Origin of the sequence: Nonomuraea sp. NPDC003709, from assembly GCF_040610775.1 — a bacterium.
Classification (GTDB): domain Bacteria; phylum Actinomycetota; class Actinomycetes; order Streptosporangiales; family Streptosporangiaceae; genus Nonomuraea; species Nonomuraea angiospora_A.
In genome coordinates, this window is sequence record NZ_JBEXMW010000021.1 from 93,274 (window position 1) to 108,064 (window position 14,791).

13 protein-coding genes are annotated in these 14,791 nt (G+C 69.8%); 5 read left to right on the forward strand and 8 right to left on the reverse strand.

Annotation, left to right across the window (positions count from 1 at the left end; translation table 11 throughout):
- Nucleotides 1-110: 110 nt before the first annotated feature.
- From ABZX61_RS46775 to ABZX61_RS46795, 5 genes are all read right to left on the reverse strand, one after another.
- Entirely contained in the window at nt 111-587 is a 477-nt protein-coding gene (locus tag ABZX61_RS46775; protein WP_355204706.1) for an SRPBCC family protein, read from the reverse strand.
- Between the two features lie 305 nt (nt 588-892).
- Complete coding sequence (locus tag ABZX61_RS46780; RefSeq protein WP_350739302.1) at nt 893-2,152, reverse strand: cyclopropane-fatty-acyl-phospholipid synthase family protein; 1,260 nt, start codon at nt 2,150-2,152, stop codon at nt 893-895.
- 3 nt (nt 2,153-2,155) lie between these two features.
- Entirely contained in the window at nt 2,156-3,505 is a 1,350-nt protein-coding gene (locus ABZX61_RS46785; protein WP_350739336.1) for an FAD-binding oxidoreductase, read from the reverse strand.
- 131 nt (nt 3,506-3,636) lie between these two features.
- Nucleotides 3,637-4,620, reverse strand: coding sequence for a 2-hydroxyacid dehydrogenase (locus tag ABZX61_RS46790; protein ID WP_355204709.1), 984 nt, complete (start codon nt 4,618-4,620; stop codon nt 3,637-3,639).
- Nucleotides 4,617-6,155 carry a serine/threonine-protein kinase gene (locus ABZX61_RS46795; protein WP_355204712.1) on the reverse strand — a complete coding sequence of 513 codons (1,539 nt, stop codon included), beginning with the start codon at nt 6,153-6,155 and terminating at the stop codon, nt 4,617-4,619. Before ABZX61_RS46795 ends, ABZX61_RS46790 begins: the two co-directional genes overlap by 4 nt.
- A 119-nt stretch (nt 6,156-6,274) precedes the next feature.
- Between ABZX61_RS46795 and ABZX61_RS46800 the strand changes: the two genes are divergently transcribed.
- Complete coding sequence (locus tag ABZX61_RS46800; protein ID WP_355204715.1) at nt 6,275-7,396, forward strand: CaiB/BaiF CoA-transferase family protein; 1,122 nt, start codon at nt 6,275-6,277, stop codon at nt 7,394-7,396.
- Here ABZX61_RS46800 and ABZX61_RS46805 read toward each other — a convergent pair.
- Nucleotides 7,351-8,580, reverse strand: coding sequence for an FAD-dependent monooxygenase (locus tag ABZX61_RS46805; protein WP_355204718.1), 1,230 nt, complete (start codon nt 8,578-8,580; stop codon nt 7,351-7,353). The two genes, ABZX61_RS46800 and ABZX61_RS46805, sit on opposite strands and share 46 nt — an antisense overlap.
- Nucleotides 8,581-8,658: 78 nt before the next feature.
- Here ABZX61_RS46805 and ABZX61_RS46810 point away from each other — a divergent pair, with 78 nt between their 5' ends.
- Complete coding sequence (locus ABZX61_RS46810) at nt 8,659-9,177, forward strand: TetR/AcrR family transcriptional regulator (protein ID WP_355204721.1); 519 nt, start codon at nt 8,659-8,661, stop codon at nt 9,175-9,177.
- Here the strand turns inward: ABZX61_RS46810 and ABZX61_RS46815 are convergent.
- Nucleotides 9,174-9,626, reverse strand: coding sequence for an effector binding domain-containing protein (locus ABZX61_RS46815; RefSeq protein WP_355204723.1), 453 nt, complete (start codon nt 9,624-9,626; stop codon nt 9,174-9,176). The genes ABZX61_RS46810 and ABZX61_RS46815 overlap by 4 nt on opposite strands.
- A gap of 97 nt (nt 9,627-9,723) precedes the next feature.
- Between ABZX61_RS46815 and ABZX61_RS46820 the strand changes: the two genes are divergently transcribed.
- Nucleotides 9,724-11,163 (forward strand): GuaB1 family IMP dehydrogenase-related protein, encoded by a 1,440-nt coding sequence (locus ABZX61_RS46820; protein WP_355204726.1) that lies wholly within the window; start codon nt 9,724-9,726, stop codon nt 11,161-11,163.
- 99 nt (nt 11,164-11,262) lie between these two features.
- On the opposite strand, the gene ABZX61_RS46825 is transcribed toward ABZX61_RS46820, so the two are convergent.
- Nucleotides 11,263-12,018, reverse strand: coding sequence for an SDR family oxidoreductase (locus ABZX61_RS46825; RefSeq protein ID WP_355204729.1), 756 nt, complete (start codon nt 12,016-12,018; stop codon nt 11,263-11,265).
- Between the two features lie 72 nt (nt 12,019-12,090).
- Here ABZX61_RS46825 and ABZX61_RS46830 point away from each other — a divergent pair, with 72 nt between their 5' ends.
- Both ABZX61_RS46830 and ABZX61_RS46835 read left to right on the forward strand, forming a co-directional pair.
- On the forward strand, nt 12,091-12,465 hold the full coding sequence (locus ABZX61_RS46830) for an FKBP-type peptidyl-prolyl cis-trans isomerase (protein ID WP_319720114.1): 375 nt from the start codon (nt 12,091-12,093) through the stop codon (nt 12,463-12,465).
- Nucleotides 12,466-13,245: 780 nt separating this feature from the next.
- Nucleotides 13,246-14,769: an ATP-dependent DNA ligase gene (locus ABZX61_RS46835; RefSeq protein ID WP_355204733.1), complete on the forward strand. Its 1,524-nt coding sequence runs from the start codon at nt 13,246-13,248 to the stop codon at nt 14,767-14,769.
- The last annotated feature ends 22 nt before the right edge of the window (nt 14,770-14,791 follow it).

Genomic DNA, 14,791 nt, shown 5'->3' on the forward strand with positions numbered 1-14,791 from the left:
TCGGCCGGATGGTTGAGTGACGACGGAAAAATGCCGCGGACAGCACTCGGGCCGGGAGCCTCACCAGGTGTTGCGGACCTTGGCCATGGTGAACGGCGACAGTGGCGTCGTCACTGCCTGGCGGTTTCGGTCGTCTCCTTGATGTGCGCGTTCCGCAGCAGGATCAGCTTGGTCATGTAACGCCGCAGGACGAGAGCGTCGGCGAGAGTGCCCAGTGGACCGGCGGGTGCGGCGAAGTCGACGATGTCTTTCATAAGGGTGGCCTCGACGCCGCCGTCGCCGTCGCGTGCCGGTTCGAAGGTGTGCGCGTGGCGCCAATACCGGAACGGGCCGCTCACCTGTTCGTCGACGAAGTACGACGGGCGGATGTGGGCGCTGATCGTCGAGGTCAGGTGCCAGGTGAAGCCGAAGTGCCGCGCTCGCCACGTGACCTGCTCGCCCAGGGAGAGCTGTCCGGAAGTGACCCCTGCGACCGCTTGCTCGCGCGAGCCGCGCATGGAGGAGGTGTGCAGCTCGACCGACAAGGACGCATCGAAGACGACCGGCGGCGGCGCGAGGACCAGGGTGGCCACCTCGAAACGGGACATGCGCGGATCTTAGCCATCAGGTGAAAGGCGCAGGGACGTACCCGGGGAGCTTCCCCCCGGAAGCCTCACGGTGGAGGTTCTTCCTACCCGGGGGAAGGATCCTCCGCTCTGGAGGAGAAATAGCATCCCGTGCCATGCCGATCATTTGAGCCGCGAGGAACCTTCGAGCCCAATGCTCAGGTAGGGCCGCAAGCGGGCCAGGGTGGAGGCACGTTGTCGGCCAGGTGCGGGCGGCAGCCCCCCTTGGGAGGCGCTGGCTGAGCGCTCGCATGGCGCGTAGCGCCTCCCAAGGTGAAGGCCGTGTTTCAGGGCCAGTCGAGGGCCGGGCGGAGGGGGATGCTGGAGCGGCCGTTCTTGTCGAGCTTGACGCCCAGCACCTGGTGCAGCTGGACCTTGTTGCGCTCGAAGCCCACGATGCAGCCCGCCATGTACAGGGCCCACACCCGGGCCGTGCCCATGCCGACCTCCTCGACCGCGTCCGACCAGTTGGCGTCGAGGTTGTCGCACCAGTGGCGCAGCGTCTTGGCGTAGTGCTCGCGCAGGTTCTCCTCGTGGCGGATCTCGAAGCCGGTGTCCTCCATCTGCCTGACCAGCCAGCCGACCGACTCCAGCTCGCCGTCGGGGAAGACGTACCGGTTGATGAAGCCGCCCTTGTTGAACGTCTTCTCCTTGCCGGTCGGCCGCGTGATGCAGTGGTTGAGGATCCGGCCGCCCGGCTTGAGCTTGCCGTACAGGAACTCGAAGTACGACGGGACGTTGTCCTTGCCGATGTGCTCGGTGAGGCCGATCGAGCTGACCGCGTCGAAGTTCGACTCCTTGACGTCGCGGTAGTCCATGAAGCGGACCTCCGCCAGGTCCTGCAGGCCCGCGTCCGCGATGGCCTTCTGGGCCCACTCGGCCTGCTGGCGGCTCAGCGTCACGCCGAGGGCCTTGACGCCGTAGTGCTTGGCGGCGTGCATGACCATCCCGCCCCAGCCGCAGCCGACGTCCAGCAGGCGCATGCCCGGCTTGAGGTCGAGCTTGCGGGCCACCAGGTCGAACTTGGCGTACTGGGCCTCCTCGAGCGTCGACTCCTCCGAGGGGAAGACGGCGCACGTGTACGCCATGGACGGCCCCAGGACCCACTCGTAGAAGCGGTTGGAGACGTCGTAGTGGTGGTGGATGGCCTCGGCGTCACGCTGCTTGGCGTGACGGGAGCCCAGCCTGGCCAGAGCGCTCTGCCGCATCTCCTGTGGTGGTGGTGGCACCCGCATGAGGAGTGGTTTGACGCCCAGGGCGCGGACGGCGGCGATCTTCTCTTGGGTGGTCAGGTCGTTGGTGGTGATGTTCCACATGCGGTCGAGCAGTGCGTACATGTCGCCGTGTACGTCGATGTGGCCGGAGATGTACGCCCTTGCCAGGCCCAGCTCGCCGGGTGCCTGCGCCAGATAGGCGACCGCGATCGGCGACTTGACCTCGATGCTCAGGTCGGACCCGTCCGGACCTGCCTTGCTGCCGTCGTACGCCTGGAACGCGACGTTCGCTTCCGAGCCGACGATTTTCTCAAAGATGGTTGCCAGCGCCACAGCTCACCTTCCCGCTACACATTTTTCGTAGAGGTCAAGCAGGCGACCGTTCGGGTCGTATTCCCGCTTGACAGGCCAGTAGGCGTCGCCGTTGTACAGCTGCCAGAACTGCTCGCGAGCATAGAACGAGGTCGAGTAGAGCGACTTGTGACCGTCGAGCTCGTGCACTTCGCGCTCGATCAGCCGGTTGTAGTAGCCGTCGAACTGCCCCCGCGGCAACGGCACCATGCCCCAGAATCCGAAGTTGACGTAGAGCCTGCCCGGCTCCAGAGGGTAGAGCGGCCAGCGCGAATTCGAGCGCAGCGGGCACATCCACACCGGTGTCATGCCCACCTTGTCGTGGAAGAACTCCAGGAACTCCGCCCCCCGCTCGACCGGAGCCTCGACGTCCTGGATCACGGACTCCTGCACGGGCTGGTCGCGCCACCTGTCGATGCGGGCGGTGACCCCGTGCTTCCTGTCCAGCGCCACGAGGCGACGGTAGACGTCGGAACGCATCCAGCGGCGCGGCATGAGGGAGCGCACGACGGGCTGCTGCACGCCGAACGCCCGCGAGCACCAGAACCAGTCGGTGTCCCAGCGCCACAGGTAGTCGCGCACGGTCAGCCAGTCGCGGTTGCGCTGCCTGATCGACTGGTAGTAGATGCGCATCCCCGTGTAGTCCGAGGCATAAGGGGCACGCTCGGCGAACCGGCCGACCGTGATGTACATCTCCCCCGGGTTGAAGTAGACGCCGTCGACGAAGTCGACGCTCTCCCCGTCGTGCACCATGCTGTCGCAGATCTCCTGCAGGGCCAGCATGCACTTGGCCGCGTCCGTGAACTTGACGTGCGTGAGATGCACGTAAGGCTGGACCTTGCGGAGCTTGATCCGGATGCGCAGCGCATAGCCCAGCGTGCCGTAGGAGTTGGGGAACGCGCGGAAGAGCTCCCGGTGCTCGTTGTCGTCGCGGGCCACGACGACGCGCCCGTCACCGGTGAGGATCTCGAGCTCCTCCACCGACTCGTGCGGCAGGCCGTCCCGGAAGCTCGTGGACTCGATGCCGAGCCCGGTCACGGCGCCGCCCAGCGTGATCGTCTTGAGCTGCGGCACCACGTACGGCATGAGCCCGTACGGCAAGGTGGCGTCCACCAGGTGCTCGTACGTCGTCATGCCCTGGACCTCGGCCGTCATGGTCTCGGGGTCGACGCTGATGACCTCGTCGAGATCCCTCGCCGAGAGCTTGGCCGTCCTGCCGCCGTCGCGGAACCTGAAGAGGTTGGACGTGGACTTGGCCAGGCGCGGGGCGGCACCGCCCGGGATCTCGGCGTACGACTGCCGGATCTGCTCTACTGCCCGTTGGTGTGTCGACATCTTCGTCGGCACGGCAAGCACCCCCTTGAGCTGGTAGAGATCGTCCGTAAGAAGGTATCTCCCGTGAGCGACCTCGAATAGACCGGGGTCGTTAAAGACACGAAAACTGTTCATAGTGACAGGTGAAATGCCTACTTGGTGGGCGATTGCGTAAACTTTCTGAAGATCACGGAGCTTACGCCGTTAAGCACGTTATGCACCTCGCGGCCCTCGACGGCGGCGGTGAGGTTGTCCAGAGTCGCCGTGAGCAGACGGCCCGTGGCCTCGGGCGTGACGCCGGCGACATGCGGCGACAGCAGGACGTTCGGGAGGTCCCTCAGCGGGTCGTCAAGCGGCAGCGGCTCCACGTCGAACACGTCGAGCGCCGCGCCGCCCAGGTGCCCCTCGCGCAGCGCCGTGACGAGCGCCTGCTGGTCCACGACGCCACCCCGCGCGGCGTTGACGAGCAGGGCGCCCTGCTTCATGCGGCCGGGGTCGACGAGGCCGCGGGTCTCGTCGGACAGCGCGATCACCACGACGAGCACGTCACTGGAGGAGAGCAGCTCCGGCAGGTCCGCGAAGCCGGGGTCCGCGCGGGGCGTGCGGGTCCAGTAGGAGACGTGGCAGCCGAGAGCGCGGAACATCTCCGCGCAGGTGGCGCCGATCGGGCCGTACCCGACGATGCCGACGCGGCGCCCGCGCAGCTCGTACGGCTGCAGGCCCTGCTGCGGCCATTCACCCGCGCGTACGGCGGCGTCGGCGGCGGCCAGCTTGCGCGACAGCGAGAACGTGGCCGCCAGGCACCACTCCGAGACCGCCACCGCGCTGACGCCCGGCGTGTTGGCCAGCGGCACCCCGGCCGCCGCCAGGGCGTCGAGGTCGTGGCCGTCCACGCCCACGGACGGCTGCTGCACGAACGCCAGCAGGGGCGCGGCCTTGACCGCCTCGGCGTCCATCGCGAGCGTGCCCGTCCAGTCGCCGAGCACGATCTCCGCCTCCGGCAGCGCGGCCAGGAGCGCGTCCCTGTCGCGGGCGGCCGGCACACGTACGGTCACCTGGTCGCCCAGCGGGGCGAGCAGGTGGCGCAGGAGCTCTTCGGGGAGCGGGGGCAGAGCGAGCAGGTTCCAGGGGCTCATGCCCCCACAGTAAAGCTGCTGATCACCTGCCGCATCAGTCCTCTGTTACGCATCCACTGGGCCTCGTCGACCGTCCAGGACAGGATGTACGCCGTGTCGCCGATCGCGACGGCCCGGCGTATCTCGTGGTACCGGGTGCCCGGCGTGGCCCACGGGGCGTCGCCCCCGGTGCCCGCGGTCCAGGAGAACTCCCACTCCACGGCCTTCGTGCCCTGGTGCACGACCACCCTGCGGCCGCGGCTGACGACGTTCTGGGCGTTCTGGGCGACGGTCTCCTGCGCGGCGCGCATGATCTGGTGCGGGTCGACGACGGAGTAGACGGCCTCCACCCCGAGATGCGCGCTCCGGTCCCGGCGCGTCCACTCCGTGTAGGCCTCCTTGAGGGCTCCGCGCCAGCCGGTGGGCCGCATGATGGACCAGCCGTCACGCGACCTCCACATGCGCGTGATCGGGACGGCTCTTGTCACGCTGGGCGTCGGGGTGGGTGTCGTGCTCGGCTCCGGCGTGTCCGTGGCCGCCGGCGTGAGCGGGCGGGTCGCGGCGGCCGGCTGAGCGGTCTGCCGCGGGGAACCCTCCGCCGGGGGCGCGAGCTGGAAGTACGCCACCGAGCCGCCCGCGATCACCAGGACCGCCGCCGCGGCCGCCGCGAGCACGGCACGGCCCCGGCCGCCGCCGGATTTCCGCTCCGGCACGTCCCGGTCGGCGCTCGCGGGCCTGGCCGTGAGGATGTCCTGGAGCAGCCGGTCGGCCTCCGCGGCGTCGACCCGCTGCTCCGGCTCCTTCTTCAGCAGCCCGCGCAGGACCGGATGCATGATCGGCGGGATCCTGCGGTAGTCGGGCTCCTCGCTGAGCAGCGCGTTGAGCGTCGACATGGGGTCGCCCCGCTCGAACGGCGAGCGGCCCACCATGCACGCGTACAGCGTGGCGCCGAGCGACCACAGGTCGGAGGCCGGTCCCGCGTGCTCGGCGCGGACCCGCTCGGGAGCGAGGAAGCTCGGCGAGCCCGTGACCATGCCGGTCTTGGTGAGCGACGGGTCGCCCTCGGCGGTGGCGATGCCGAAGTCCATGAGCACGGCCCGGCCGTCCTCGGCCATCAGGATGTTGCTCGGCTTGACGTCGCGGTGCAGGATGCCCACCTCGTGGGCGGTCCGCAGCGCCGACAGCACCTGCCGGCCCAGCTCGGCCGCCTCCCGCACCGGGAGCGCGCCGGAGGTGAGCACGACCTCCTCGGCCGTGGGGTGGCGCAGCAGCTCCATCACGATCCACGGACGGCCGCCCTCCTCGACGACGTCGTAGATCGCGACGACTGACGGATGGCTCAGCTTGGCCGCGGTGCGGGCCTCACGGGCGGTCCGCAAAAGCTGGCGCTCCTGCTCGCCCGGCGACAGCCCGTCGGGCAGCAGCACCTCCTTTATGGCGACCTGCCGGTTGAGCAGGGTGTCCTGCCCTTCCCAGACCACGCCCATGCCCCCGCGGCCCAGTTCGCGTACTAACTGGTAGCGGGCCGCGATGAGCCGGTTGCTATCCGAAACCATGTCCTACCCCTGTTGACCACCCGAACACAGTGGGCAAGTTTCCCATACCTCCCACCTCTTCGCCGGAAGGTCGCGAAGGCCGCTTGCGATAGATCACCGAATGTTGTTCTACTGGGGAGATGCCTGAAGTTCACAACGGCCCGCTCGCCGGGGTACGCGTACTCGAGCTCGCAGGGCTCGCACCTGGGCCGTTCGCCGGGATGATGCTGGCCGACCACGGCGCCGAGGTGCTGCGCGTGGACCGGGTCAAGGCGGTCTCCGACCGGCCGCGCGGCGATGTCATGGATCGCGGGAAGCGCACGATCGGGCTGGACCTGAAGTCCCCCGAGGGCGTGGCCGCATTCAAGGAGCTGGCGCGGCACGCCGACGTCGTGATCGAGGTGTTCCGCCCGGGAGTGGCCGAGCGGCTCGGCATCGGCCCCGACGACCTCCACGCGGTGAACGAGCGGCTGATCTACGGCCGGATGACCGGCTGGGGCCAGGACGGGCCGCTCGCGTCCACGGCCGGCCACGACATCGACTACGTCGCGATCTCCGGTGTCCTGTCGATGCTGGGGCGCGAGGGCGGCCGGCCGACCCCGCCGATCAACATCCTCGGCGACTTCGCCGGCGGCGGGCTGATGCTGGCGTACGGGGTGCTGCTGGCCCTGTTCGAGCGGGAGCGCACGGGCAGGGGGCGGGTGATCGACGCGGCCATGGTGGACGGGGCGTCGATCCTGTTCTCGATGTTCTACCAGGCGGCGCAGAGCGGCTACTGGGGGCCGCGCGGCACGAACCTGCTCGACACCGGCGCCCCGCAGTACGACACGTACGAGACGGCCGACGGCGAGTTCGTGGCCGTGGGCTCGCTGGAGCCGCAGTTCTGGGACGCGATGGTGAGCCTGATGGGGCTGGCCGACCTGCCCGACAGGAACGACAGGACGCAGTGGCCCGCGCTGAAGGCCCGCCTGGCCGAGGAGTTCAGGAAGCGCACGCGGGCCGAGTGGGAGGCGCTCTTCGAGGGCTCGGACGCGTGCGTCTCGCCCGTCCTGTCCATGGCCGAGGCCCCCCACCACCCGCACAACACCGCCCGGGGCTCCTTCGCCGAGGTCGGCGGCGTCACCCAGCCGATGCCCGCGCCCCGCCTGCTCGGCGCGCCCCGGCCGGACCTCTCCCCCGCGACCCGCCTCAGCGACCTTTCGGAGTGGGGGCTGTCTCAGGAGGAGGCGGACAAACTTCGCGACCAGGGGGTGCTCGCGTAGTCCTTCAGCACGATCGAGTCGTGCAGCCGCACGCCCTTGCTGCTGATCTTGGCGGCCGCCGTGGTGAGCGCGACCGGCAGGTGGTTGATCAGCCGCACCGTCGCGGCCAGCGCCCAGAGGTCGAACCGGCTGCCGGGGACGATCTTCTTGGCCGCGTTGATGGCGAACGTACGGCTGCGGCGCACGTAATCGCCTATCTCGGCCTCATAGGCGGGGAAGGCCCGCGTGTGGTCGCCGCCGTAGGTCGCGAGCTCGCCCGCCAGGATGTACGCCCCGACGACCGCCAGGCTCGTGCTCCCGCCGACGGCCGGACCGGGGCAGTACCCGGCGTCGCCCACGAGCGTCACCCGGCCGCGTGACCAGGTGTCCATGCGGAGCTGCGTGATCGAGTCGAAGTAGAAGGCCGGCGTGCGGTCCAGCTCCTCCAGCAGCCGCGGCACCTCCCAGCCCATCCCCTCGAAGTGCTCGCGCAGCAGCTCCTTCTGCCGGGGGACGTCGCGGTGGTGGTAGTCGAGCTGCCGCGGCGTCCTGAACAGGAACAACGCCCGCGCGTCGCCCATGTCCACGGTGCCGATCCCGGCCATCCGGCCCGCCCCCGCGATGACCTCCGTCCGGCCGTCGAGCCCGAGGTAGTCGGGCACCGAGACGACGGCCAGATAGGCGCCGATCCACGTGGCGTAGTCCGACTCCGGGCCGAAGACCAGGCGGCGGACGTTCGAGTGCAGGCCGTCGGCGCCGATGACCAGGTCGAACGTGTCCGTCCTGCCGCTGTCGAAGGTGACCTCGCCGTCGTCGGAGATCGAGGCGATCGAGTCGCCGAAGACGTAGTCGACGTCGTCCCTGGTGGCGTCGTAGATGATCTCGCTCAGGTCGTCGCGCATGATCTCGACGTGCCGGTCGGAGACGGCGCTCATCACACGGCGCAGCTCCAGGTCGATGGGCCGCGACTCGCCCTCCCGGTGCATCGTGAGCCGCTCGATGCCGGTCTTCTTCGCCATGACCTGCTCCAGCAGGCCCATCTTCTCGACGATGTCCATCGCCGGCCTGAACAGGTCGACGGCGTGGCCCCCGGTCTTCCTGAGCGCCGGGGCCCGTTCCACGACGGTGACGGTGAAGCCGTACCTGGTGAGCCAGTACGCGAGAGCCGGGCCCGCGACGCTCGCTCCCGAGATGAGGATCCGCATGACCGCCTCCTTACTTAACGATAGGTAAGTGCCAGGCTAGCAGCTTACTTAACGATAGGTAAGGGGTATTCTTCAGCCATGCCCAGTGACACGAGGACGCGCATCCAGGAGGTGGCCCGCGAGCTGTTCGTCTCCCAGGGCGTTCAGAACACGAGCCTGCGCCAGATCTCAGACCGCCTGGGCATCACCAAGCCCGCGCTCTACTACCACTTCGCCTCGCGCGACGACCTCGTCCGCAGCATCGTGCAGCCGATGGTGGAGGACATCGAGCGGTTCGTCGCGACGCGTCAGCCCGGCGACGCCCGGCAGCTGCTCGACGACTACTTCGAGCTGATCTGGCGGCACCGCGAGGTGACCATGATGATGGTGCGGGAGCTGTCCGTGCTGGGCTACCTCGACCTGGGCACCCGCATGTTCGACTGGCGGCGGCGGATCATCACGCTGCTGCTGGGCCCGGAGCTCACACAGGCGCAGCACATCCGGGCGACGGTGGCGCTGGGCGGCATGTCCGACTGCTCGGTGGAATACGCGAACCTGCCGGTCGAAGAGGTCAAGCCGGCGGCCGTCGAGGCGGCGGCCGCCGCGCTCGGTCTCTAGATGGCCAGGTAGAGGTCCACGCCTTCTGGGTGGTGGACCTCGAGGTCAGTGGTGAACGCGCGGGACGGCGTACCCCCTGACTCGGTGTGCTTCCACACCTGCTGCCACATGTCGACGAGGGCCTGCGGCATCGGGCCGCGGACCTCCACCCGCATCGACGGGACCGCCGGCACGCGCACGGCCACCATGCCCTCCGGCAGCCGCGGCACGGTGCGCACGCCGGTGCCGACGATCTGCGTGTACGCGCCGTGATGGTCGCTCTCGTAGTCGGTCAGCACCGCGTACAGGTTCTCGTCCACGCGCCCCGGCACGTGCGCGAAGGCCCCCGGAGCGCCGGCCCGCTGCCAAAGTACGGGCAGCTTCGCCCGCGACGGATCCATCTCGTCTGCATTCGTGGTGCGTACGGCGAAGCCGACCACGATCAATTCGCCCCGTTCGGTGACGTCCACAGGGCCCTCCCTCCCCCAAAAGTGTCCCGGCCGATCATAAGCCCCATCCAACGGGGGAAACCCCTCAATGGGCGGTCACCGCATAAGATGAATGAACGTGAAGTTTCTCAACGACCTCGAGCCTCATTACGACCTGACCTATAGCGACGTGTTCATGGTGCCGTCGCGATCCGCGGTCGGTTCGCGGCTCGCAGTCGATCTGTCGACGAACGACGGCACGGGCACCACCATTCCCGTCGTCGTGGCGAACATGACCGCGGTCGCCGGCCGGCGCATGGCCGAGACCGTGGCACGGCGGGGCGGCATCGCCGTGATCCCGCAGGACATTCCGCAGGACGTCGTGACCGACGTCGTCGACTGGGTCAAGAAACGCGACCTCGTCCACGACACGCCGCTCACGCTCACCCCCCACGACACCGTCGGCGAGGCGCTGCAGCTGCTGCCCAAGCGGGCGCACGACGCGATCATCGTGGTCGACTGGGACAACCGGCCGGTCGGGGTCGTGACCGACGCCGACTGCCAGGGCGTCGACATGTACACCCAGCTCTCGCAGGTCATGTCGAGCGAGCTGCTGACGCTGCCCGCCGGGCTGGACCCGCGCACGGCCTTCGAACGGCTGCACGGCGGCCGCCACCGGCTGGCCCCCGTCGTCGATCCCGGCGGGCGGCTGGTCGGCATCCTCACCCGCCTCGGCGCGCTGCGCGCCACCCTCTACCAGCCCGCGACCGACGCGCAGGAACGGCTGCGCATCGCGGCCGCGGTCGGCGTGAACGGCGACGTGGCCGCCAAGGCCAAGGAGCTGCTCGACGCCGGGATCGACTGCCTGGTCGTGGACACCGCGCACGGCCACCAGGAGAAGATGATCTCGGCCCTGCGCGCCGTCAAGGCCCTCGACCCCGGCGTGCCCGTCGTGGCGGGCAACGTGGTGACGGCCGAGGGCGTGCGCGACCTGGTGAACGCCGGGGCCGACATCCTCAAGGTCGGGGTCGGGCCCGGCGCCATGTGCACCACGCGGATGATGACCGGGGTGGGCCGGCCGCAGTTCTCCGCCGTGCTGGAGTGCTCGGCGGAGGCCCGGCGGCTGGGCCGGCACGTGTGGGCGGACGGCGGGGTACGCCATCCGCGCGACGTGGCGCTGGCGCTGGCCGCGGGGGCGTCGAACGTGATGATCGGCTCATGGTTCGCGGGGACGTACGAGTCGCCCGGCGACACCCACACCGACGCGAACGGGCGCAAGTACAAGGAGAACTTCGGCATGGCCTCCGCGCGGGCCGTACGCCTGCGGACGGCCGACGACTCGGCGTTCGAGCGGGCCAGGAAGGCGCTGTTCGAGGAGGGCATCTCGACCTCCCGCATGTATCTGGACCCGAAGCGGCCGAGCGTGGAGGACCAGATCGACGGCATCGTGGCGGGGCTGCGGTCGGCGTGCACGTACGCGGGGGCGTCGAACCTGGAGGAGTTCCACGCGCAGGCCGTGGTCGGGATCCAGAGCTCGTCCGGGTACGCCGAGGGGATGCCGCTGCACCAGAGCTGGTGACTTGTGCGTTCTTCTTCGGCTGTTCCGGCTTCCGCTGGTTCAGCTTCGGCTGCTTCAGCTTCGGCTGCTTCGGCTTCGGCTGCTTCAGCTTCGGCTGCTTCAGGTTCGGCGCCAGCCGCCGGCGGCGTGGATGCCGCCGTCCACGTGTAACGTCGCCCCCGTGACGAACCTGGCCAGGTCGCTGGCCAGGAACACGGCCGCGCCGGCGGCCTCCTCCGGGCCGCCCAGCCGACCGAGGGGCGGGACGCGTACCGGCTCGTAGGGCAGGGGGCGGGCCAGCATGCGCTCGCGCACGCCCGACTCGCCCTCGGTCCGCAGCGCGTCGGGCGCGATCGCGTTCACCCGGATGCCCCTGGGAGCCAACTCCAGGGCGAGCGTCTTCGTCAGGCTCTCCAGACCGGCCTTCATGGCCGCGTACACCGCGAACCCCGGAGCCGCCTGGTGGGCCTCGCTCGAGGTCACGTTGATGATCGACGCGCCCGGCGACATCATCGGCAGCAACCGCCTGATCATGCCGGTGACCTGCGTGAAGTTCTCCTCGACGAGGATCTGCTCGCCGCGGGGCGAGGTGTCGGCGAACGCCGCGTGGAAGGTGCCGCCCGCGTTGTTGACCAGGATGTCCACCCGGCCCCACCGCTCACGGATGGCCTGGGCGAAGATCTCCACCGCCACGTGATCGCGTACGTCGAGCTTCATCGCCAGCTCGGCCCGCGGCTTGTCGCGGTCGCACACCGCGACATGAGCGCCGAACGCGGCGAACGTCTCCGCGATCGCCAGCCCGATCCCCCTGGCCGCCCCGGTGACCACGGCGACGCGCCCGGTGAGCAGGATCCCATCCGGAGAAAGGGCGGTCATGAACGATGACGATATCCCGACCGCATAGAGTCGTCGGGTCTCATTGTCAGCAATCATCAACAGGAGCACTTCGTGGCACTCGAAAAGCCCGAGATCGACTTTCCCGAGGGCAACCCGCCCGCCGACCTGGAGATCGTCGACCTGACCGTGGGCGACGGCCCGGAGGCCAAGCCCGGCCACAGCGTACGCGTCCACTACGTGGGCGTGGCCTTCTCGACCGGTGAGGAGTTCGACGCGTCGTGGAACCGCGGCGACGCGTTCGAGTTCCCGCTCGGCGCGGGCCGCGTCATCGCGGGCTGGGACCAGGGGGTCGCGGGCATGAAGGTCGGCGGGCGGCGCAAGCTCGTCATCCCGCCGCATCTCGGTTACGGCAGCCGGGGGGCCGGCGCGCGCATCAAGCCGAACGAGACGCTCATCTTCGTCGTCGACCTGCTCGGCGTCAGCTAGCACCTCCCGGGGCGGGCCACCCAACCCAAAACGGCCCGCCCCACCCCTTCCCTCCCGACACCCCACCCGTTTCCAAACCCGACATTCCTCCCCACGCCGCCCGCCCGAACCCGACGCCCCCACACCACCCGCCCCACCCTCTCGGGCCCGACGCTCCTCCTCACACTGGCCGCCCGCCCGCCCGGACCCGGCGTCCCCACGCCACCCACCCCACCCCGTAAGAGCCCGACGCCTCCACACCCACCCACCCCACCCCCTCCGGACCCGACGCTCCTCCTCACACTGGCCGCCCGCCCGGATCCGACGTCCCCACACCACCCACCCCCGCCGCTTCCGGACCCGCGCCCCATGCGCTCCCGCCTCGCGCCTCCGGACCGACGCCCCCACACGTCCTGCGCCGCCTTTCCAAACCGACGCCCCCGCTCCCTCCCGCCCCCTCCTTCCCGACCGACGTCCCCGACGCGCCTTGCCCCGCCTTGCCCCGATACGTCAGCCCACCCCGCTACGGCGATCGCCCATTCAACGCGACAGCCGCCCTGGCGCATGTACCACCGTGGCACCGCATCACCCTCGCCCCCGAAACGAGAGGCCCCGCCCGCGCACCCGAGTTCCCCCGCCTGAGAAGCCCCAAATGAGGGCCCTATACGCGACACCCATATACGAAACCCACGCGAGGATCCCAAAAGGGAGCAACCGTACGAGGGGCCGTGCCGGGAACAAGGCAGACACTTGGCCGATATCGGGTGGGGAAATGTCGGCACCATAAGGCAACATAGGCGTGTGCTTCTGATCGACGTGGTCCGGGTTTCCGAGGCGGTGGCGCGCACGTCCGCTCGGCTCGGCAAGGTGGGCCATCTGGCGGAGCTGCTGGGCCGGGTCGGCCCGGAGGAGGCGGAGATCGCGATCTCGTACCTCTCGGGCGAGCTGCCTCAGCGGCAGGTGGGCGTGGGCTGGCGCACGTTGGAGGACATCCCCCAGCCCAAGCTGGCCGCCACCGCCACTCTGACCGCGGTCGACGAGCTGCTGAGCAGGATCAAGGCGGTTTCCGGGCCGGGCTCGCAGGCCGCGCGCAAGGCGCTGGTGGCCGAGCTGTTCGCGGGGCTGACGAGCCAGGAGCAGCAGTTCATGCGCCGGCTGCTGTTCGGTGAGCTGCGGCAGGGCGCGCTCGACGGCGTCATGATCGAGGCGGTGGCCAAGGCGTCCGGCGCGCCGTCGGCCGACGTGCGCCGCGCGCTCACGCTGCGCGGCTGGCTTCCCGCCGTCGGAGCGGCCGCGCTGAGCGGCGGGGTAGAGGCGCTGCGCGCGTTCCGGCTGCAGGTGGGGCAGGCGGTCTCGCCCATGCTGGCGGGCAGCGCGCCCAACGTCGCCGCCGCGCTGGAGAAGGCCGGCACCCCCGCGGCGCTGGAGTGGAAGCTCGACGGCATGCGGGTGCAGGCCCACCGTTCGGGCTCTGAGGTCAAGGTTTTCACGCGTACGCTCGACGACATCACGCCGCAGGTTCCCGAGCTGGTCGAGGCCGTGCTCGACATGCCGTACGACGATCTCGTGCTGGACGGCGAGGTGCTCGCGCTGCGTCCTGACGGGCGGCCGCACCCGTTCCAGGTGACGGCGAGCCGCGCGACCAGCAAGACCAACGTCGCCCAGCTGCGCGAGCAGACGCCGCTGAGCGTGTTCTTCTTCGACGCTCTGCGGGTGGACGGCGCCGACCTGCTCGACCTGCCCTATTCACAGCGCCAGGAGGCGCTCGCCCGCGCGGTCCCCCAGGGGCTGCTGACGCCGCGGCTGGTGACGGGGGACGTTGCCGAGGCGGAGAAGTTCTTCACCGATGTGGTCAAGGCGGGCCACGAGGGCCTGGTGGTCAAGTCCCTGGCCTCCCCTTACGCAGCCGGCCGCCGGGGCGCCGGATGGATCAAGGTCAAGCCGCGTCACACGCTCGACCTGGTGGTCCTGGCCGCCGAATGGGGTCATGGGCGACGCGAGGGCAAGCTCTCCAACCTCCACCTCGGAGCGCGTGACCCTTCTGGCGGGTTCGTGATGCTCGGCAAGACGTTCAAGGGCCTGACGGACGAGCTGCTGGCCTGGCAGACCGAGCGCTTTCTCGAGCTGGCCGATGGGCCCACCGACAACTGGACGGTCACGCTGCGACCGGAGCTGGTGGTGGAGATCGCCTTCGACGGGGTCCAGCGCTCCCCCCGCTACCCCGGCGGCATGGCCCTCCGTTTCGCCCGCGTCCTGCGCTACCGCCCGGACAAGCGCGTCGAGGACGCCGACACGGTCGACACCGTGCGCTCTCTGATGCTTTGACGCGCTCCCCGGCGTGAACGCC

Excerpts from the sequence above, each read along its gene's own strand:
- ABZX61_RS46775 (WP_355204706.1), bottom strand. The coding sequence starts at position 587 with ATGTCCCGTTTCGAGGTGGCCACCCTGGTCCTCGCGCCGCCGCCGGTC.
- ABZX61_RS46785 (WP_350739336.1), bottom strand. The coding sequence starts at position 3,505 with ATGTCGACACACCAACGGGCAGTAGAGCAGATCCGGCAGTCGTACGCC.
- ABZX61_RS46790 (WP_355204709.1), bottom strand. The coding sequence starts at position 4,620 with ATGAGCCCCTGGAACCTGCTCGCTCTGCCCCCGCTCCCCGAAGAGCTC.
- ABZX61_RS46795 (WP_355204712.1), bottom strand. The coding sequence starts at position 6,155 with ATGGTTTCGGATAGCAACCGGCTCATCGCGGCCCGCTACCAGTTAGTA.
- ABZX61_RS46800 (WP_355204715.1), top strand. The coding sequence starts at position 6,275 with ATGCCTGAAGTTCACAACGGCCCGCTCGCCGGGGTACGCGTACTCGAG.
- ABZX61_RS46805 (WP_355204718.1), bottom strand. The coding sequence starts at position 8,580 with ATGCGGATCCTCATCTCGGGAGCGAGCGTCGCGGGCCCGGCTCTCGCG.
- ABZX61_RS46810 (WP_355204721.1), top strand. The coding sequence starts at position 8,659 with ATGCCCAGTGACACGAGGACGCGCATCCAGGAGGTGGCCCGCGAGCTG.
- ABZX61_RS46825 (WP_355204729.1), bottom strand. The coding sequence starts at position 12,018 with ATGACCGCCCTTTCTCCGGATGGGATCCTGCTCACCGGGCGCGTCGCC.